18 protein-coding genes are annotated in these 18,557 nt (G+C 56.7%); 13 read left to right on the top strand and 5 right to left on the bottom strand.

Annotated features, from left to right (window positions below; all coding sequences use genetic code 11):
• Nucleotides 1-75 precede the first annotated feature (75 nt).
• The 12 genes from ruvC to WCX49_RS13145 all read left to right on the top strand — a co-directional run bounded on the left by ruvC (nucleotide 76) and on the right by WCX49_RS13145 (nucleotide 11,021).
• On the top strand, nucleotides 76-564 hold the full coding sequence (gene ruvC, locus WCX49_RS13200) for a crossover junction endodeoxyribonuclease RuvC (protein WP_345985531.1): 489 nt from the start codon (nucleotides 76-78) through the stop codon (nucleotides 562-564).
• Nucleotides 561-686, top strand: coding sequence for a hypothetical protein (locus WCX49_RS13195; RefSeq protein WP_345985530.1), 126 nt, complete (start codon nucleotides 561-563; stop codon nucleotides 684-686). The genes ruvC and WCX49_RS13195 overlap by 4 nt, the downstream gene beginning before the upstream one ends.
• Nucleotides 687-786: 100 nt before the next feature.
• Nucleotides 787-2,139: an FAD-dependent thymidylate synthase gene (locus tag WCX49_RS13190; protein WP_345985529.1), complete on the top strand. Its 1,353-nt coding sequence runs from the start codon at nucleotides 787-789 to the stop codon at nucleotides 2,137-2,139.
• On the top strand, nucleotides 2,139-2,390 hold the full coding sequence (locus tag WCX49_RS13185; RefSeq protein WP_345985528.1) for a hypothetical protein: 252 nt from the start codon (nucleotides 2,139-2,141) through the stop codon (nucleotides 2,388-2,390). The genes WCX49_RS13190 and WCX49_RS13185 overlap by 1 nt, the downstream gene beginning before the upstream one ends.
• On the top strand, nucleotides 2,387-3,478 hold the full coding sequence (gene dgt / locus WCX49_RS13180; RefSeq protein ID WP_345985527.1) for a dGTP triphosphohydrolase: 1,092 nt from the start codon (nucleotides 2,387-2,389) through the stop codon (nucleotides 3,476-3,478). The genes WCX49_RS13185 and dgt overlap by 4 nt, the downstream gene beginning before the upstream one ends.
• A gap of 83 nt (nucleotides 3,479-3,561) precedes the next feature.
• On the top strand, nucleotides 3,562-5,370 hold the full coding sequence (gene typA / locus WCX49_RS13175) for a translational GTPase TypA (protein ID WP_345985526.1): 1,809 nt from the start codon (nucleotides 3,562-3,564) through the stop codon (nucleotides 5,368-5,370).
• A gap of 140 nt (nucleotides 5,371-5,510) precedes the next feature.
• Nucleotides 5,511-6,530, top strand: a complete 1,020-nt coding sequence (locus WCX49_RS13170; protein ID WP_345985525.1) for a ribonucleotide-diphosphate reductase subunit beta — start codon at nucleotides 5,511-5,513, stop codon at nucleotides 6,528-6,530.
• Nucleotides 6,517-7,254 (top strand): carbon-nitrogen hydrolase family protein, encoded by a 738-nt coding sequence (locus WCX49_RS13165; RefSeq protein WP_345985524.1) that lies wholly within the window; start codon nucleotides 6,517-6,519, stop codon nucleotides 7,252-7,254. The genes WCX49_RS13170 and WCX49_RS13165 overlap by 14 nt, the downstream gene beginning before the upstream one ends.
• The gene (locus WCX49_RS13160; protein WP_345985523.1) at nucleotides 7,251-7,892 is read left to right on the top strand and encodes a protein-L-isoaspartate(D-aspartate) O-methyltransferase; all 642 of its coding nucleotides are present in this window, start codon (nucleotides 7,251-7,253) and stop codon (nucleotides 7,890-7,892) included. The genes WCX49_RS13165 and WCX49_RS13160 overlap by 4 nt, the downstream gene beginning before the upstream one ends.
• The gene (locus WCX49_RS13155; protein ID WP_345985522.1) at nucleotides 7,889-10,180 is read left to right on the top strand and encodes an AMP-binding protein; all 2,292 of its coding nucleotides are present in this window, start codon (nucleotides 7,889-7,891) and stop codon (nucleotides 10,178-10,180) included. Before WCX49_RS13160 ends, WCX49_RS13155 begins: the two co-directional genes overlap by 4 nt.
• Nucleotides 10,181-10,182: 2 nt before the next feature.
• The gene (locus WCX49_RS13150) at nucleotides 10,183-10,635 is read left to right on the top strand and encodes a low molecular weight protein-tyrosine-phosphatase (RefSeq protein WP_345985521.1); all 453 of its coding nucleotides are present in this window, start codon (nucleotides 10,183-10,185) and stop codon (nucleotides 10,633-10,635) included.
• 227 nt (nucleotides 10,636-10,862) lie between these two features.
• Nucleotides 10,863-11,021, top strand: coding sequence for a hypothetical protein (locus WCX49_RS13145; RefSeq protein WP_345985520.1), 159 nt, complete (start codon nucleotides 10,863-10,865; stop codon nucleotides 11,019-11,021).
• On the opposite strand, the gene WCX49_RS13140 is transcribed toward WCX49_RS13145, so the two are convergent.
• The 3 genes from WCX49_RS13140 to purB all read right to left on the bottom strand — a co-directional run bounded on the left by WCX49_RS13140 (nucleotide 11,022) and on the right by purB (nucleotide 15,239).
• Nucleotides 11,022-11,396, bottom strand: coding sequence for a hypothetical protein (locus WCX49_RS13140; RefSeq protein WP_345985519.1), 375 nt, complete (start codon nucleotides 11,394-11,396; stop codon nucleotides 11,022-11,024).
• Nucleotides 11,393-13,759: a ribonucleoside-diphosphate reductase subunit alpha gene (locus WCX49_RS13135; RefSeq protein WP_345985518.1), complete on the bottom strand. Its 2,367-nt coding sequence runs from the start codon at nucleotides 13,757-13,759 to the stop codon at nucleotides 11,393-11,395. Before WCX49_RS13135 ends, WCX49_RS13140 begins: the two co-directional genes overlap by 4 nt.
• Before the next feature lie 148 nt (nucleotides 13,760-13,907).
• The gene (purB, locus tag WCX49_RS13130) at nucleotides 13,908-15,239 is read right to left on the bottom strand and encodes an adenylosuccinate lyase (protein ID WP_345985517.1); all 1,332 of its coding nucleotides are present in this window, start codon (nucleotides 15,237-15,239) and stop codon (nucleotides 13,908-13,910) included.
• Between the two features lie 126 nt (nucleotides 15,240-15,365).
• Between purB and WCX49_RS13125 the strand changes: the two genes are divergently transcribed.
• Nucleotides 15,366-16,274, top strand: coding sequence for an RluA family pseudouridine synthase (locus WCX49_RS13125; RefSeq protein WP_345985516.1), 909 nt, complete (start codon nucleotides 15,366-15,368; stop codon nucleotides 16,272-16,274).
• 22 nt (nucleotides 16,275-16,296) lie between these two features.
• On the opposite strand, the gene WCX49_RS13120 is transcribed toward WCX49_RS13125, so the two are convergent.
• Complete coding sequence (locus WCX49_RS13120) at nucleotides 16,297-18,018, bottom strand: lysophospholipid acyltransferase family protein (protein WP_345985515.1); 1,722 nt, start codon at nucleotides 18,016-18,018, stop codon at nucleotides 16,297-16,299.
• A gap of 293 nt (nucleotides 18,019-18,311) precedes the next feature.
• On the bottom strand, nucleotides 18,312-18,500 hold the full coding sequence (locus tag WCX49_RS13115) for a hypothetical protein (RefSeq protein ID WP_231019507.1): 189 nt from the start codon (nucleotides 18,498-18,500) through the stop codon (nucleotides 18,312-18,314).
• Between the last annotated feature and the right edge of the window lie 57 nt (nucleotides 18,501-18,557).

Below are 18,557 nucleotides of genomic sequence, written 5' to 3'. Positions count from 1 at the left end.
TTGCAAGCAACGTAAACACGGGGCTTTTTGAATAACATTCACAGGTGAATAACTTTTTTCACAGGGGGAAAATAGGTGGTAATTCTCGGTATTGACCCGGGGACGCGCAACTGCGGTTACGCGTTGATTGAGCTCGACGGTGCAAAGATGCGCCTGATCGAAGCGGGTCTGATCAAAATGAAGCCCGAAGCGCTGCAGCTGCAGATCCCCCAGATGGTGGAGGCGCTGGAGCAGCTTTTCAGGGCGCACCAAATCGATGAAGTGGCGATGGAAGATATTTTCTACGCGCACAATCCGCAGACGGTGATCAAGCTGGCACAGTTCCGCGGCGCGATTACGTTAAAATTGTTACAGGAGTTCGGACAGTTTGACGAATATACGCCTCTTCAGGTGAAAAAGGCGCTGACGGGCAAAGCCAAGGCGGCCAAAGAGCAGGTCGCGTTCATGGTGAAACGGCTGCTGGGGATCACCCGGGAGATCAAACCGCTCGATATCACGGATGCCATCGCGGTGGCCATTACCCATGCGCAGCGGGTCAGGTTTGCGAAAAAGGAGACAAGATGATGGAGTGGATCAAAGATTACGCGGTGCTGTACGAGGATCCCGTGACGTGGCTGATCGCCGCACCGGTGATTTTCGGCCTTATCTATATCGCCGTCAGTTTTTTCGGGGAACGCGGCCGGTAAGGTACAAACCTGAAAACGGTCAGGCGCTTCCTGCCGCCACCGTTGCTTTCAAGTAGCGATGGTACAATACCCCCAATTTGTCATGAAGCGGAGCCACAGGATGCAGGTTGAATTCCTCGAAGTCGATACCCCCTCGAACGTCGCGGTGTCCGCCGCCCGGACCTGTTACTTCCCCAACGGCATCGTCACCCCGGAGGCCAGTGCCTCCTGGTCCCGCAAGGATGATCTGCTCCAGGGGATCTTCAAAGGCGGGCACCATACGACGCTGATGCATACGCATGTCACGATGCTCATCTCGGGGATGAGCCGGCACCTTATCTGGCGGCTGCTGCACGCCCACCCCTACTACAACTCCGAACAGGTCTCCCAGCGCTACGCGAAGATGAAGATCGAGAACTTCGTCTATCCCGCGGCGGGAGAGCGCAGCGATTGGGAAGCGTATTACCAGCACTGTTTTGACGATTACGAGCGGCTCATCGAGGTACTGCTCCCCGACGTCGAAGCGGTCGTGCCGAAGTTCCGCAAAAAAGACAGCCGGAAAAAGGCGCAGGAGATGGCCCGCTACGTCCTGCCCGGCGGAATGAGCGCCTACCTCTACCACACCGTCAACATCATCACCCTTCTGCGCTACATCGCCGTGGCCAAAGCGATGCCGGAGTGCCGTGAGGAGGCGGAGGAGTTCGCCGGCATCGTCGCGGCGAAACTCGTCGAAATGGATGCGTCGCTGGCGCCGCTGGTGGAACATGCCCGCGCTGCCACCCCGGTCTTCCCGGCCTTCGATATGGCGGCGCACAAAGCCAAAATCGGCGTGACCGATGAAGCCGTCAGGGTCTACGACGTCGTCGGCGATGCGGCCTTTGACGTGAATGAAAACTACGCGGACGTCCTGCGCTTTTCACAGATGCTCCCCGACAGCGGCGTGCTGGGCGGTTTCTCCACCTATACCCGCCTCTCGCTCTCGGCCGACGCGCAGAACCAGCGCCACCGCCGCTCCCCGGCCGTGCGCCCTGCCCTGGAATCCATCTACGCCCGAAAGCACTATACCCCGCCCATCATCGCCAAGAACCCCGATGCGCTGGCCATTTACGAACGGGCGATTGCGCGGAGCTACGACTTTTTCGAAGCCCAGCGCGACCTGATCGGGTTCGGCGAGGCGACCTACGCGCTCTCCAACGCCCACGAGATCGAACTGGTGGAGCGCGACGAGTTCACCTCGTTCCACCACAAGGCGCAGATGCGCCTCTGCTACAACGCCCAGGAGGAGATCTTCGATATCGTCTATGCCCAGGTGAAACAGTTGCGTGCGATGGCTGTTCCCGGGGCCGAAGAGCTGCTGCCGCCCTGTGCGACGCGTTTTGCGATGAAGATCAGACCGACCTGCCCCGAGGGGGACCACTTCTGCGGGATCAAGGTCTGGAAGCTCGAGTTTGAAGATTACAAGAGGGAGATATGATGCGTATTGCTACTGTGGCGCTCGTGCTGCTGCTTGCCGGGTTGGCGGGCTGTTCGACAAAGAATATCCGTATCGGCGGAATGATGTGTCCGGAGGGGTACTCGCAGGAGCAGATCCATCAGGATATGCAGGAGTGCCGTTTCTACGGCCCGGCCGAAGATGAAGCGGCGGCGAAAGCGGCCTTCCCGAGAGATGTCGAGCCTGAATGCATCAAGTGCCTCGAAGAGAAGGGTTACAAGATCACCGAATGAGACCTGACGAACGCTTCCACGGCATCGACGACGACTTCCGTTCGCCGTTTGCCCGCGACCGCGACCGCATCATCCATTCGGGCAGTTTCCGAAAGCTCGAGTACAAGACCCAGGTCTTTCTGAACCAGGAGGGGGACTTTTTCCGGACCCGCCTCACCCATTCGCTCGAAGTGAGCCAGATCGCCCGCTCCATTACGGCGGACCTGGGGCTGCGCGAACCGCTGGCTGAAGCGATCGCCCTGGCGCATGACCTGGGTCACACCCCTTTCGGGCATGTCGGCGGCGATACCCTCGATGAGTCTCTGAAAGCCGACGGGCACCCCAACGGCTTTGAGCACAACTTCCAGAGTTTCCGGGTCGTGACGGCACTGGAAAAGCGTTACAAAACCTTCGACGGTCTCAACCTCACCTTCGCGACGCTGGAGGGGATTCTCAAACACTCCTACCCCTACAAGAAACGATTCCTGCCGGCTTGGGTCGAGGAGGCCTTCGATCTCACGCTTCACCCCTCCGTCGAGGCGATGATCGTCGACCGCGCCGACGAGATCGCCTATATGAGCCACGATATCGACGACGGCGTGCACTCGGGACTGATCTCGTATGATACGCTCCGCGAAAGCCCGCTGATCGCGGAAATCCTGCAGAAGGTGTATGATGAGGGGATCGACGAGCGCAACGACGAGATGTTCCGCTACCGCTTCAGTTCCCACTTCATCAACCACCTCGTCTACTCGATGCTGGCCTACTCGCAGCCCCGCGTGGCGGCGCTCCAATCGGTCCGCCTCCCCTCTTCAGAGCCCCTGCCGATCGGCTTCGAGCCGGCGCTGGAGACGGAGATCAAAAAGCTTAAAAAGCTGCTCTACCGCCATCTCTACCAGCACAAAACCATCCTGCGCCATATGTTTGCGGGGAAACAGGCGATCCGCGGGCTCTACACGGCGCTGATGTCGGAACCCAAGATGATGCCGGAGTATTTTTTCGCGCAGCTCGATACCCGCACGCGCCACCGGGTCGTCGCCGACTATATCGCGTCGATGAGCGACCGTTTCGCGATGAAGCTCTACAATGAACTTTACGGACGCATCTGAACGGTCAAACCCGTTTCTAACTCCTTTTTAGGTATAATCGCGAAAAATTTTCGGCGTTTTCTTCGCCTCAGAAGGACTTTCCTTTGCAAAAAATCAGAAACATTGCCGTCATCGCACACGTCGACCACGGTAAAACGACACTCGTTGACGGGCTGCTGTCACAGTCGGGCACTTTCTCTTCCCACGAGCAAGTCGATGAACGTGCGATGGACTCCAACGCCCTTGAAAAAGAGCGCGGGATCACCATTCTCTCTAAAAACACGGCAATCCGCTACAAAGATCACAAGATCAACATCATCGACACCCCGGGCCACGCCGACTTCGGCGGCGAGGTCGAGCGTGTCCTCAAAATGGTCGACGGCGTCCTGCTGCTCGTCGATGCGTACGAAGGTGTCATGCCGCAGACGAAATTCGTCGTCAAGAAGATGATCGCCCTGGGCAAGAAGCCCATTGTCGTCATCAACAAGATCGACAAACCGGCAGCAGAGCCTGACCGTGTCGTCGACGAGGTATTCGACCTCTTCGTCGCGATGGAAGCCAGCGAAGAGCAGCTGGAGTTCCCGATCGTTTACGCTGCAGCGCGCGACGGGATCGCGAAAATGGACATGAGCGACGAGGACGGCAACTTCGAGTGCCTTTTCGAAGCGATCGTCAACGAGATCCCCGAGCCGGAAGGCGACGCGGGCAACCCGGCGCAGGCACAGGTCTTTACCCTGGACTACGACAACTACGTCGGTAAGATCGGTATCGCGCGTATCTTCAACGGAACGATCAAGAAGGGCGACAACGTCATGCTCGCCAAAGCTGACGGCGAGATGGTCAAAGGGCGTCTGAGCAAGCTGATCGGTTTCCACGGTCTGAGCCGTATGGAGATCAATGAAGCCGAAGCGGGTGATATTATCGCCTTCGCCGGTTTTGAAACCGTCGACGTCGGCGACTCCGTCGTCGACCCGTCCAACCCGATGCCGCTGGACCCGATGCATATCGAAGAGCCGACGCTCTCCGTCGTCTTCTCCGTCAATGACTCGCCGCTGGCGGGTACTGAGGGGAAACACGTCACGTCCAACAAGATCAAAGACCGCCTCGAGGCGGAGATGCAGACGAACGTCGCGATGCGTCTGGAGACGATCGGCGAAGGGAAGTTCAAGGTTTCCGGCCGCGGTGAACTGCAGATCACCGTTCTGGCAGAGAACATGCGCCGCGAGGGTTACGAGTTCGGTATCGGTCGTCCGGAAGTCATCGTCAAAGAGATCGAAGGGGTCAAATGCGAGCCGTTCGAGCACCTGGTCATCGATACACCGGATGACTTTACCGGAACCATCATCGAGCGCCTCGGCAAACGCAAGGCGGAGATGAAGTCGATGGTGCCGATGGGCGAAGGGTATACGCGTATCGAGTTCGAGATCCCTGCGCGCGGCCTGATCGGCTTCCGCGGCATGTTCCTCACCGATACGAAAGGGGAGGGGGTCATGAACCACTCTTTCCTGGAGTTCCGCCCTTATTCCGGTACGGTCGAAAGCCGCCAGTACGGCGCGCTGATCTCCATGGAGGGCGGTACGGCGATGGCCTACTCGCTCTTCAACCTCCAGGACCGCGGCGTCCTCTTCATCGAACCGCAGGACAAGGTCTACGAAGGGATGATTATCGGCGAACACTCCCGCTCCAACGACCTGACCGTCAACCCGATCAAGGGCAAGGCGCAGTCCAACGTCCGCTCTTCCGGTGCCGACGAAGCGATCAAACTCGTTCCGCCGCGCGATATGAACCTCGAAAAAGCGCTGGAGTGGATCGAAGACGACGAGCTGCTCGAAGTCACGCCGGAGAATGTCCGTATCCGCAAGCGCTACCTGACGGAAAACGAGCGCAAGCGCAACGACCGCAGCAAAAAATAACCGTTTTTCCATACTTTCGCCCGGGCGTCACGCTTCCGGGCACCCCTCGATTTTTTCCGCGCAATCTCCACTGTTTTAAAGCATTTCAAACCTCACTTTCGCCATAATCATTCACTTAACAATGACGAGGAATCAGCAGCATGCAGCGCAAACAGATCTATAATCCGGATTCACACGAACACGTCAATGACCGCCGTATTTTCGGGGGTAATCCCACGGGTATTTTCGAGCTCAACAATATCAAATACCAGTGGGCGTACAACCTTTGGGAGATGATGCTCAACAATACATGGTTCCCCAAAGAGGTCGATATGACGCGTGACGCCATCGATTACAAGAATCTGACCGATGCGGAGAAGACGGCCTACGACAAGGCGCTGTCGCAGCTGATCTTTATGGATTCCCTGCAGACGAACAACCTGATCGACAACGTCAACCCCTACGTGACCGCTCCGGAAGTGAACCTGATCCTCGTGCGCCAGTCCTTCGAAGAGGCACTGCATTCGCAGAGCTACGCCGTCATGGTCGACTCCATCTCGAAAAACAGCGCGGAGATCTACGAACTGTGGCGCCGCGACATGATGCTCAAATCGAAAAACGACGCGATCGCCGCCATTTACCAGCGTCTGGCGAAGGAACCGACGGAGCGTAACTTCGTCCTGGCCTGTTTTGCGAACCAGATCCTGGAAGGCATCTACTTCTACAGCGGATTCACCTACATCTACACCCTGGCGCGTTCGGGCAAGATGCTGGGGTCGGCGCAGATGATCCGCTTTATCCAGCGTGACGAGGTGACGCACCTGGTGCTCTTCCAGAACCTTATCAACACGCTCAAGCGCGAACGTCCGGACCTCTTTACGGCGGATCTGAAAGAGGAAGTGTACGAGATGTTCAAAAAGGCCGTCGAACTCGAGACGGCATGGGGCAAATATATCACGCAGGGGCAGATCCTGGGTCTTACCGACGGCATCGTCGAGCAGTACATCCAGTACCTGGCCGACGAACGCCTCACCAAGGTCGGTTTCGAGAAGCTCTACAACGTTACGCACCCTATCAAGTGGGTCGACGACTTCTCCAAGTTCAACGACCAGAAAACGAACTTCTTCGAAGGCAACGTCACCAACTACTCCAAAGGCAGCCTCAGCTTTGACGACTTCTAAGCCGCGTCCCCTCTGCACCCTGACTTTCGGGACGCAGGGACGCCCCTACGATGAAAACCTTGCCACGCTACTCTCCCTGATCGACGACACGCCCGAGAACGCCATCGTACTGGCTCCGGAGGTCTGTCTGACCAATTTCGATTACGATACCTTCGACAGGGCCGCCGACTTCGCGATCGTCGCGGATGAAAAGCTGCGCGAAAAGAGCCGGAGCCGGACGCTGATCATTACGATGATCGTGCGGCGGGAAGAGGGTGTTTTCAACGTCGCCCGGGTCTACCACGGCGGCGCGCTGCTGCATGAGCAGGCGAAAGCGAAACTCTTTACCATCGGCGAGGAGGAGCAGTGGTTCGCTGCCGGCCCTTCGGAGGCAATCGTGCCTTTCGAGGTGGACGGCATCCGCATCGGCATACTGATCTGCTTCGAACTGCGCTTCACGGCGCTCTGGGAGCAGCTGCGCGGCGCGGAGATCATCTGCGTACCGGCCCAGTGGGGGCGGCTGCGCGCCGCGCACTACGACATCCTCGGCCGGGCGCTGGCCGTCGCTAACGAGTGCTACGTGCTGCAAAGCGACACTTCCAACGACGACACGACGGGCCAGAGCGGCATCATCACCCCTTTCGGCGAATGCGCGCGCAACGGCGGCGATGCCCTCCTGGTACAGCCCTATGAGCCTGCCGAGGTGAAAAAGATGCGCCGCTATCTTGATACGGGAATACGATGATGAATGCCATTGCCGCCATGCGCAATAAAAAACTCGCCGAAGCGATCCGCGCAAGGATCGAAATCAGTGACGGGGTGTTTGACGCCATCGCATCGACGAACCGCGAGGTCTACGTCCCCAACGGCTTCAAACAGCACGCTTTCAAGCTCGATGCACTGCCGATCGGGGCGGCGCAGTGGATCAGCTCCCCTCTGACCGTGGCGAAGATGACCGAATACCTGCAGTGCGACGGCGCCGACCGTGTCCTGGAAATTGGCTGCGGCAGCGGCTACCAGGCCGCGGTGCTTTCACACCGTTTCCGCGGCGTCTTTACGATCGAGCGGATCGACTCGCTGATGCGCGAGGCGAAAAAGCGTTTTCGGGACGAGGGGATTACGAACATCCATACCCGTACCGATGACGGCCAGCTGGGCTGGCCCGCCTATGCCCCCTTCGACCGTATCCTCTTTTCCGCCTCTGCAGACCATATCCCGCAGGCCATTATCGACCAGCTCGCCCCCCGCGGCGTCCTGGTCGCGCCGATGGAGCGCGACGGGGGGCAGGTTATCGTCCGCTATGTTAAAATAGGCGATCAGCTTATTGAAGAGGAGCTTGAAGTGTGTTCTTTTGTACCGGTACTTGACGGGGTTCAGAAATGAAAATCGGCAAGGTATGGAATGAGAAATTTTCACGGGAGGGGTTCTTGTACGGTACCCAGCCCAACGTCTACCTCAAAGAGGTGATGGATGCACTTCCCAGGGGCGCGCGGATCCTTTTCCTCGGCGAAGGGGAGGGCAGAAACGCCTGTTACGCGGCGGAAAACGGTCTTGAAGCCCACGCTATCGACGCTTCCGAGGTCGGGCTGGAGAAGCTGCAGGAGATGGCGCGGAGCAGGGGGGTCACGGTCGAGGTGAGCCATCTGGACCTTGCGCACTGGGAACCGGAGGAGACCTACGACGCGGTGCTCTGCTCCTACCTGCACCTCGAGGAGCCGCTGCGCACGGCGGTGTTCGTCAAAGCGCTTTCCATTGTCAACAGGGGCGGTGTCTTTGCCGGTGAATTTTTTGCGACTTCGCAGATTGAGCGAGATTCGGGCGGCCCGAAAGCGCTGGAACTGCTTTACGAGCTCAAAAGCTTCGAGAAGCTCAAGCGCCCCTGGTTCGACGTTGAAATGCTCGAAGCATGCAGTGTCGAACTGGATGAAGGGAAGGGGCACCAGGGGCTCGCGGATGTCATCCGTGTCTCTTTCCGCCGCAACAGCGACCCGCGCTTCAAGATCACGCTGCCGGAGCTGACGCTCAGTGCCCTGCTGGCACGCTCGACGGCTGCCTACGGGGCGCGGCCCATCCTGCGGAACGTCGACGGAAGCCAGACCCTGACTTATGCCGAGTTCGGGGAAGCGGTCGACGCGCTTAAAACACGTCTGGCGGCTGCGGGCATCAACCGCGGCGACCGCGTTGCGCTCTGCAGCGAGAACATGCCAAACTGGGGTGTCGTCTACTTTGCCGCCACGACGCTCGGAGCGGTCATCGTCCCCATCCTGCCGGATTTCCACGACAACGAGGTACGCCACATCATCGCCCATTCGCAGAGCAGGGCCGTCTTCGTTTCGGCCAAGAAGCGCGAAGCCCTCGACGAAGGTATCCTTGCTTCGATCGCGATGCTGGTCCTGACCGAGGATCTCAGCGACGACCCCACCTTCGCGAAACGGAGCCCTACGATCCTCGAGAAGGTCAAAGAGGGGGTAAAGGGCTCCAGGCATGCCGATCTCCTTTATAAGCCCTCTGAGGACGATCTGGCGGCGATTATCTACACCTCCGGTACGACGGGGAGCAGTAAAGGGGTCATGCTGACGCACCGCGCGCTGGCGTACGAGGCGCTCGTATCGCAAAGTGTCGTCGAAGTGGTCTCTGATGACCGTTTCCTCTCTATTTTGCCGCTGGCGCATACCTATGAGTGTTCCGTCGGCTTCCTGCTGCCGATGGCCAACGGTGCGAGCGTCTACTACCTCTCCAAGGTTCCGACGCCGAAGATCCTGATCGATGCGATGGCGCAGGTCAAACCGACGGTGATCCTTTCCGTCCCGCTCGTCATCGAAAAGATCTTCAAAAACCGTATCCTGCCGAACTTCCACAAGAATGCCCTCATGCGCACCCTCTATGCCGTGCCGTTCATCCGCAGGGCGCTGCACAAGATCGCCGGCAAAAAGCTCCTGGAGACCTTCGGCGGCGAACTGCGCATCTTCGGGGTCGGCGGGGCGCCGCTCTCGCCGATGGTGGAGCATTTCCTTGCCGATGCCGGCTTCCCGTACGCCATCGGTTACGGTCTGACGGAGACGGCACCGCTGCTGGCGGCGGGCGCACCCTTTAAGACGAAACTGGGGGCGATCGGACCTGCTGTCACCTCGGTCGATCTGCGCATCGTCGATCCGAATGACAAAGGGGTAGGGACCGTCTGGGCCAAGGGGCCGAACGTGATGCTCGGGTATTACAAGGACCCGGTTAAAACGGCGGAGGTCCTGCACGAAGACGGCTGGTTCAATACGGAGGACCTCGGCTACCTTGATCCGGACGGCTACCTCTTCCTCAGCGGGCGTTCCAAAAACGTTATTCTCGGCCCCAGCGGCGAGAATATCTACCCGGAGCAGATCGAAGCGAAGATCATGGAGGATGAGCTGGTCGAGGACGCCCTCGTCTATGATGTGGAAAAGCAGCTTGTAGCCCGTATTCACCTCAATTATGAGAAACTCGACGAGCATATGGATATCACGAAGCTCTCCGAGACGGAACAGCATATTGAGATCGAAAAACTGCTCGAGCGCATCAAAACAGAGACAAATGAAAGCGTTTCCAAGTTCTCCAAGATCGCACGGGTGATCGAGCAGCGCGAACCCTTCGTCAAAACCCCGACGAAGAAGATCAAACGCTACCTCTACACGAACGGCTAACGGTGCGTTCCATCCTGTTTGTCTGTCTCGGCAATATCTGCCGCTCGCCGCTGGCCGAGGCCATCCTCCGCGAAAAGGCGGCGGAAAAGGGGATGGATCTTCGGGTCGATTCCGCCGGCACGGGGTCATGGCATATCGGGGAGCCTCCCTGTGACCACTCCGTGAGGATTGCAAAGCAGCACGGACTGGATATCGGTGCCTACCGTGCGCGGCAGGTCTGCCTGGACGATGCGGCGGTTTTTGACGTCATCGTGGGGCTGGATGCGAAGAACGTTGCCGACCTGGAGCGCATGGGGATGGCTAACGTCTACAAACTCGGCGATTTCGGTTTCGGGGGTGCGGATGTGCCGGATCCCTATTTTTTCCCCGGCTTCGAAGGGTTTGAAAAAGTCTTCTCGATGATCGAGCGCTGCTGCAGCGGGCTGCTGACGCAGCTGGAAACAGATTTGGCCTGAATCCTAACAAATACTAATCTTTCACTATTATCTTTTTATTATCTAATCCGTTATACCATTAAAGTTCGGCCTAAAAAAATGCTCCCACAATTCGACACTGTTTTGACGTCTCAAACGGTATGAAACTGTTTGTTTTACCGCCGGAGATGTGCCGTGTTGTGAACCAGACAGGGACACTCTGAAACCCTCATTGACATGTCACGTACTGCAAAGAGAGGAGAGACGAAATGACGCATGTCTATCTGAACGCCAACGTCATCAAGGATGCACTTAAAGCCCGCGAGATCACTGAACGCGAGGCCAAGGAAATGACCAGCAGACTCAAAGGCTGTGAAGTCAAACGGAGCCGGGAAGGGCGCCGTCGCGAAAGAAAGGTGATCTCCTGATCACCCGCTGAAGGGTGCCTCTTCGTATTTCAAAGAGGTGCCGATCACATAGAGGGGAGCGCTTTTGAGCGCTTCCATACCCCCATAACGGCCAACGGCCAATCCCCACTGACTATTTTCAAACACCACCGTGATCCCTTCATCCGTATCGATAAAACCCAGCTGTTTGTCGTCTACCAGTTTGGCATCGTTCATGCCGCTGATTTCGAAAACAATGTCGATCCAGTCGTAACCGCGGTGTTTGTCCTGGACGGAGAGGGTGAGGGTGGCTGTGGTGGGGCCGTTAAGGGCGAGGGAACGCAGCATGGCCCCTTCGCCGTCAATGATGCGCTCCAGAAGAGTAGCGGCAGCCGAAGGGGTCGAAAGGGGCTTCACTGGCAGCCCACGCATTCCATGGAGCGGTCTTCGACGTCGTTTGTCGCTTCGGGCGACTGTGAGCGCAGGTAGTAGGTCGATTTGATCCCCAGGCGCCAGGCGAGCATGTAGATCTCGTTGAGGTACTTCCCGCTTGCTTTGTCGAGGGTGATAAAGATGTTGAGGCTCTGCCCCTGGTCGATCCACTTCTGGCGGATCGCAGCTGCTTTGACGAGGATGGTCTGGTCGAGGTCATACGCAGGTGTATAGAAGGACCATGTCTCCGGGCTCAGGTTCGGCGCACAGACCGGGATGAGGCCGGAGAGGTTCTCTTCGTACCATTTGCGTTTGTAGACCGGTTCGATCGTCTGCGTCGTGCCCGTGAGGATGGAGATGGAGGAGGTCGGGGCGATCGCCATCAGGTATCCGTTGCGCATTCCCTGTGTTTTGATTGTTTCACGCAGGCTCTCCCAGTCGTAGGCAGAGGCAAACAGCCCGCCGCGGTCGACGAGGTTGAGGACTTCGGCGTTGGCGTGGTCCATCGGCAGAATGCCGCGGCTCCATTTGGAACCTTCGAACTCGGGGTAGCTTCCCTTTTCGACAGAGAGGTTGGATGACGCCTTGATGGCGTTATAGCTCACGGCTTCCATCACTTCGTCGATCTTGTCGAAGTGTTCCTGGCTTCCCCAGCTCACTCCCGCTTCGGCGAGCATCTGCGCTTCGCCCATAACGCCAAGGCCGATGGAGCGGCTGCGGGCGTTAGTGCGTTTGACCTTTTCCAGCGGGTAGAAGTTGAGGTCGATAACGTTATCCAGCGCACGGACGGCGATCGGGACGATACGGTCGATGTCCTCCTTGGTGTTGACGCGTGAGAGGTTGACAGAGGCGAGGTTACAAACAGCCGTCGCACCGTCGACTTTCTCTTTTTCAACGATGTAGATCTGCTGTCCGCCGATGCTGTCGAGTGCCGTGACCTTCTTGGCCGGTTTCTCGATACCGCTGTCGACCTTGACGAGCTCATCCTCTTCGTAGGTGAGGCACTCACCGTTTTCAAACTTGAGTTTGATCAGGTAGTGGTTCGGCTGGGTGTTCTGGAAGATCTCCGTACAGAGGTTGGAGCTGCGGATGATGCCGTAGTGATCGTTCGGGTTAGCCTTGTTAGCGTTGTCCTTGAAACAGAGGAAAGGGCTGCCGGTTTCGAAATAGCTCGTGAGGATCCGTTTCCAGAGGTCCTTGGCTTTGTGGCGCTCTTTGAGGACGCTCTCGTCCTGCTCGAGTTCAAGATAACGTTTTTCAAACGCCTCGCCGTGGAGTTCGGAGAGCTCTTTGCATTCGAGCGGGTCGAACGTCGTCCAGATGCCGTCCTCCTGGACGCGCTTCATAAAGAGGTTGTTGATCCAGAGCGCCGGGAAGAGGTCGTGCGCGCGGCGGCGCTCTTCGCCGGAGTTTTTCTTCAGGTCGAGGAAGTCGATGATATCCATGTGCCACGGTTCCAGGTAGACGGCAATGGCCCCTTTGCGGGTCCCGAGCTGGTCGACGGCAATGGCGATGTCGTTGGTGATCTTCAAAAACGGTACAGTACCGCCGGCGGCATTCTTGTGGCCGTCGATATACGAACCCATGGAGCGGACCTGTGTCCAGTCCCAGCCGATCCCGCCGCCGAACTTGGAGAGCAGGGCCATCTCTTTGTAGCTGTCGAAGATCCCCTCGATGTTATCCGGTGTCGAACCGATATAACAGGAGCTGAGCTGGTGGCGTGTCGTCCGTGCGTTGGAGAGGGTAGGGGTCGCCATCATGACCTCGAACTTGGAGATCATGTCGTAGAACTTCTTCGCCCACTCCTGCGGATTCTCCTCGTTCTGTGCAAGGAACATCGAGACGGCCATGAACATGTGCTGCGGCAGCTCGATCGGGTCGCCGTTGCGGTCCTTGATCAGGTAGCGGTCGTAGAGGGTACGGATACCGAGGTAGGTGAACTGCAGGTCACGCTCGGGATCGATGTAGGCATCGAGGTCGTCGAGGTCGTACTTGCTGCGAAGCCCCAGCAGGATGCGCCCCTCTTTTTCCCCTTTTTCAAAATACTTTTCCAGTTTGCAGTAACCGGTAAAACCGTTGACGCGGTGGTAAAGGTCAAACAGAAACAGGCGGGCGGCGACAAACGTCCAGTTCGGTGCATCGATATCGATCTTGTCGACAGCGGTTTTGATCAGGGTCTCCTGAATCTCCCGTGACGTGGTGCCGTCGCGGAACTGGATCTGTGCGTCGACTTCGAGTTCGCTCTGGCTAACATTGGTCAGCCCGTTGACCGCTGCGGAAGTGTACTTCTGGATTTTCGTGATATCAAGCGGTTCTCTGCGTCCGTTTCGTTTGAGGATCGTGATCATTATTTGCCTTTACAGAAAGTTCATGTTTTGTATGCAAATGATAGAAAAGAGGGGAAGGCTCTTCCTACACTGTTTTATATGGATTCCTTATCGACCCTCTTGCAATAAAGAGCCAGGAAGATAAGGAAATTATATTCGAATTAGATTGTTATTTGCTAAAGACCCGTGCAAAAATTTTATCCACGTTTTTCGTATAGTAATCGTAGTTAAAACATTCGCGGATCTGCTCTTCGCTCAGACTTTTTCTCAGCTCTTCGTCACCGAGCAGGTACTGCAGATAGAGGCTCTCGCCTTTCTCGTTCAGTGCCGGTTTGCCCTGCTGCAGACCTTCCCATACTTTCATTGCGTTGCGCTGGACGATGCGGTAGGCATCTTCGCGGCTCACACCCTGTTTGGGGAGTTCGAGCAGGACGCGCTGGGAGAAGACGAGGCCGCCCGTGAGGTTCAGGTTTCTCATCATGTTCTCCGGGTAGACGACCATGTTAGCGATGACGTTATTCATACGGTGCAGCATGAAGTCGGAGGTGATGAAAGCGTCCGGCAGCCAGAAGCGCTCGGTCGAGCTGTGGGAGATGTCGCGCTCATGCCAGAGCGAGACGTTCTCCATCGCCGGGATGGAGTAGGCGCGGATCATGCGTGCCAGACCGGTGATGTTTTCGGTCAGAATAGGGTTGCGCTTGTGCGGCATGGCGGATGAACCTTTCTGCCCCTTGGCGAAGAACTCTTCGACTTCGTACACTTCCGTGCGCTGCCAGTGGCGGACCTGAACGGCAAACTTTTCGATGCTGCTCGCCATCAGGGCGAGGGAGGTCGCCAGGCGGGCGTAACGGTCGCGCTGGATCACCTGGTTGGATGCCGGTGCCGGCTGGAGGCCGAGCTCTTCACAGGTGTACTCTTCGAGCTCCAGTGGGGCATGGGCGAAGTTACCCATGGCACCGGAGACCTGGCCGACGGAGATGACCTCCATCGTCTCTTCGAGGTTTTTGAGGTGGCGGTGCATTTCGTCGTACCAGACGGCCAGGACGAGACCGAAGGTGATCGGTTCGCCGTGGATACCGTGGGAGCGTCCGACCATGAGGGTCATCTTGTGCTCTTCGGCGCGTTTCTTGATGGACTCCATGACCATTTTGACGTCGTCGATGATCAGGGCAAGGGAGTCTTTCATCTGCAGGGCTACGGCCGTGTCGATCGTATCGGAGGAGGTCATGCCGTAGTGGAACCAGCGGCTTTCGTCCCCGAGCGTTTCCGAAACGGAAGTGGTAAAGGCGATCAGGTCATGACGCGTCACCTTTTCGATCTCATCAATGCGCTCGACGCTGAAGCCGGCGTTCTCTACGATTTTCTTCGCATCCTCATCGGGAATAAGGCCCAGCTTGTTCCAAGCTTTTACGACAGCTTTTTCCACATCGAGCCAGGCCTGATATTTTGCCTGCATCGTCCATTTGGATGCCATCTCTTCTCTGGCATAGCGTTCAACCATTCTCGCTCCTCATCTGCGCGGATTTACCAGCCGGAAGCGTCGGAAAAGACACATCGTTCCTGTGATAAAATGCCGCTTTTATATAAAGTAGATAATAGCCAAGCGTCACTAATAAAGGGTTTAATTTTGCCATTCGTTCTCAAAGATTTCGTTGCCCCAAAACGCATGAAGGCTTTCCTCTTTTTAATACGCGAACTCGGCTTTACGCAGCGGGATGCGCAGCGCTATATTGCGAAGGGGCGCATCTTTATCGACGGCGAGCTGATGCGGGATCCCGCCGGCGATATCGAGGGTTTGTTTCAGTGTGTTATGTTTGAACCGGTCTCCCGTGGACTCGACCCCGTTTTTCAAACGAAGTCGTTTGCGCTGTTTGACAAACCGAGCGGTGTGCTTGTCCATCCGCAGAACCGCCATACCCCCTACAGTATGGTGGATGAAATACGCCATCGGTACGGTCCGCACGCTAACATCACGCACCGTATCGACCAGGAGACGAGCGGCCTGTTATTGGCCGCGAAGGATAAAGAGAGCGAGCGCACCCTAAAACTGATGTTTGAAAACCGTGAGATGGACAAACGCTATCTGGCCCTGGTGCACGGCCGGATGGAAGCGGACGTCGTCATCGACGCCCCGCTGATCCGCCAGCCGGATGACTCTGCACTGGTGCGCATGATCGTCAAAGTGCATGTGGAAGGGAAGCCTTCACGGACGGATATCAAAATCCTGCGCTATTTCCCTGAGCAGGATATGACCCTTGTCGAGGCGAAACCGCTGACAGGCAGACAGCACCAGATCCGGGTCCATTTGTTTCACGTGAAACATCCGATCGTCGGTGATCCTATCTACGGACAAAATGAAGAGGACGTCGTCCGTTTCCTGGACAAGGGGATCAGCGACGAAGAGCGGATAGGGAAGAGTGGGGCAAAACGTCTTTTGCTTCATGCAAACCGTCTGGCATTTACCTTTGAAGGTGTGCGCTACGATCTTATGTCGAAGACGGATTTTATTTCTGAGGCGTTTGAAGCGATGCAGTGAGTGAATGTTTCACGTGAAACATTCACTCAGTATCGATATAGCGTTTGCGTTTACTCTCTTTGATCTTGGCAACATCGACCAGAATATAGCTGTCGATACAGTTGTTGAATTCCGCATCAATCCCAAAATCCATAAAAGTGATCCCGTCTTCTTCGCAGAGTTCCGCATACTGTTTATAGAGGGTCGGTACGGTGACGTTGAAGGCCCGCAGGTACTCCTTGAGGCGGCGGAAGTCCTCGGCATAGTTGTCGCCGCAGAAGCGCGCGTTTTCATCCTCCAGGGCAAGGGCAGAGAGCCGGTAGGGGGTGCGTGCGGTCACCAGGGTGTCCCGGCTGCCGAAGTAGTGTCCGTAGAAGTGGACCAGTGCCTCTTTTGCGGCTGAGGGGTAGCTGCCGCTGATACTGACCGGCCCGATCATGTACCTGATGTGGGGGTGGTGTTTCAGGTAGGCGCCGATGCCCTGCCAGAGATAGTCCAGCGCACGGCTTCCCCAGTATTTCGGCTGGATGAAACTGCGCCCGAGCTCGATGGCATTTTCCAGGTAGGGGTCGAATGCTTCACCGAGGCTGCAGAGCTCGTTGAGGTAGAGGGCATCCTTGCTGCCCCAGGAGAGGATCCATTCACAGTCGGCAATACGGTAGGCCCCGACGAGTTCCAGGGCATCATCATCCCAGAGAATGAGGTGGCGGTAGTATTCGTCGTAGCGGTCGAGGTCGCGTTTGCGGCCGCTCCCTTCCCCGACTTTACGGAAGCTGTACTCTCGCAGGCGGCCGACTTCATTGAGCAGGGTCGGTGCCTCCTCGAAGTCGGCGAGGTAGATATGCTTGTTGTCCGAGGTCGAACCGATCCGCTGGGCGCGTTTGAGCTCCTCTTTGATCAGGTGGCGCGGTTCGGGGTGGGCGATGCACTGCTGGGTCGGGTAGAGCGGTTTACGCCCCTTGGCGACCCTGTAGAGGTGTTTGCGCATCAGCTTTGCGTGGCGCTTGTAGCTCAGCGGCATATCGTTGATGGTATCGATACCGATCATTTCACCGACGGTGAACTCGACGACGCTGTTGCGTGCGGAGAACATCTCCTTGGCGAGCAGCATGGTGGCCAGCGGGCGGTAGAGCCAGGAGGCACCGTAGAAGAGGGCGGAGTTGCGCGCCTTGATATGGATGGGGAGGATGGGGCTCTGTGTCCGCTTGGCGAACTTCATGAAGCCGCTTTTCCACTTGCTGTCGACGATACCGTTGAGGTAGGCGCGGGAGACTTCGCCCGCGGGGAAAAAGATGACGGCCTCTTCGTTGCGCAGCGCCTCGTCTACCTTTTTCATACTCTCCTTGGTCAGACGCCCGTTAAAGGTATCGACGGCGATCAGAAGGTCGTTGATCTGGTCAAAGGCGGCAAGGACTTTGTTCGCGATGATCTTGACCTTCTTGTCGTGACGGATACTGCTGACCATTTTGATCAATGTGAAGGCATCCATGGCTCCCATGGGGTGGTTGGCCACGATGATCACTTTTCCGATCGCCGGAATGTTCTGGATCTGGTGGTGGTCCGTTTTGTATGAAATATTCAGATGCTCGAGCGCCGCGTCGATGAATGCAAGGTTTTTCACTTTGCGGTGGTCGGTAAGAAAATGGTTGATCTTCTCTTCCTGAAGCAGCAGCTTCAAAAATGAGAGCGCCGGTTTCCGCACCGCCGTAGGATAGTGGAAGAAGCGCGGGTATTCTTGATGAAGTGTGCCTTCGATATTCAGCATGGGATGCTCCATAGCGGCACCTACACTGCACTGATGCGCTGCAGCGGCAATGCCGGAATTTTATGGAAAGCAGTATAGGTCTCTGAAATTACACGGCCATTACATTTTCGCTACGATGCTGTTACATCTAAAAGAGGAACGTAAAATATTCATAAGAAAATCAAATATGAAAATGTGATGTTGTTTCAAGTTATTCACGGCTTTGAACAATGTGTGAATAAAGCAACAAGACAGGCGTTTTTAAAAAGGGGTGTGGAGGTAAAAAAGAGGGGGATGTGCAAGGGGGACGAGCATCAGCTGCTCAGTCTTTTCCCTTCCCAGTACTCGTTGAGTTCGCGGCGGACCCGGGCAAGGATCTCTTCACGTGACTCGTTGTTGTCGAAGGCAAGCATTTTCGCCAGTTCAGAGGCTGAACGGCGTTCCGTATAGGTGCGCTCGATATAGTTGATCGCATTCGGATTAAAACGGTTGGCAGCTTCCATCGCTACTCTTTTGTTGAATGCAATAGTATCTGGGTAAGCATTGTTGATAAGAACGAG

The organism is Sulfurimonas sp. HSL-1656, from assembly GCF_039645585.1.
Taxonomy (GTDB): Bacteria; Campylobacterota; Campylobacteria; order Campylobacterales; family Sulfurimonadaceae; genus Thiomicrolovo; species Thiomicrolovo subterrani.
The sequence above is the reverse complement of the archived record's forward strand: the minus strand, read 5'-3'. Positions and strand labels throughout refer to the sequence as shown.

What these genes read in the sequence shown, in the direction of transcription:
- WCX49_RS13195 (WP_345985530.1), top strand. Translation starts at nt 561, where the DNA reads ATGATGGAGTGGATCAAAGATTACGCGGTGCTGTACGAGGATCCCGTG.
- WCX49_RS13190 (WP_345985529.1), top strand. Translation starts at nt 787, where the DNA reads ATGCAGGTTGAATTCCTCGAAGTCGATACCCCCTCGAACGTCGCGGTG.
- WCX49_RS13185 (WP_345985528.1), top strand. Translation starts at nt 2,139, where the DNA reads ATGCGTATTGCTACTGTGGCGCTCGTGCTGCTGCTTGCCGGGTTGGCG.
- dgt (WP_345985527.1), top strand. Translation starts at nt 2,387, where the DNA reads ATGAGACCTGACGAACGCTTCCACGGCATCGACGACGACTTCCGTTCG.
- WCX49_RS13170 (WP_345985525.1), top strand. Translation starts at nt 5,511, where the DNA reads ATGCAGCGCAAACAGATCTATAATCCGGATTCACACGAACACGTCAAT.
- WCX49_RS13160 (WP_345985523.1), top strand. Translation starts at nt 7,251, where the DNA reads ATGATGAATGCCATTGCCGCCATGCGCAATAAAAAACTCGCCGAAGCG.
- WCX49_RS13155 (WP_345985522.1), top strand. Translation starts at nt 7,889, where the DNA reads ATGAAAATCGGCAAGGTATGGAATGAGAAATTTTCACGGGAGGGGTTC.
- WCX49_RS13145 (WP_345985520.1), top strand. Translation starts at nt 10,863, where the DNA reads ATGACGCATGTCTATCTGAACGCCAACGTCATCAAGGATGCACTTAAA.
- WCX49_RS13135 (WP_345985518.1), bottom strand. Translation starts at nt 13,759, where the DNA reads ATGATCACGATCCTCAAACGAAACGGACGCAGAGAACCGCTTGATATC.
- purB (WP_345985517.1), bottom strand. Translation starts at nt 15,239, where the DNA reads ATGGTTGAACGCTATGCCAGAGAAGAGATGGCATCCAAATGGACGATG.
- WCX49_RS13120 (WP_345985515.1), bottom strand. Translation starts at nt 18,018, where the DNA reads ATGCTGAATATCGAAGGCACACTTCATCAAGAATACCCGCGCTTCTTC.
- WCX49_RS13115 (WP_231019507.1), bottom strand. Translation starts at nt 18,500, where the DNA reads ATGGAAGCTGCCAACCGTTTTAATCCGAATGCGATCAACTATATCGAG.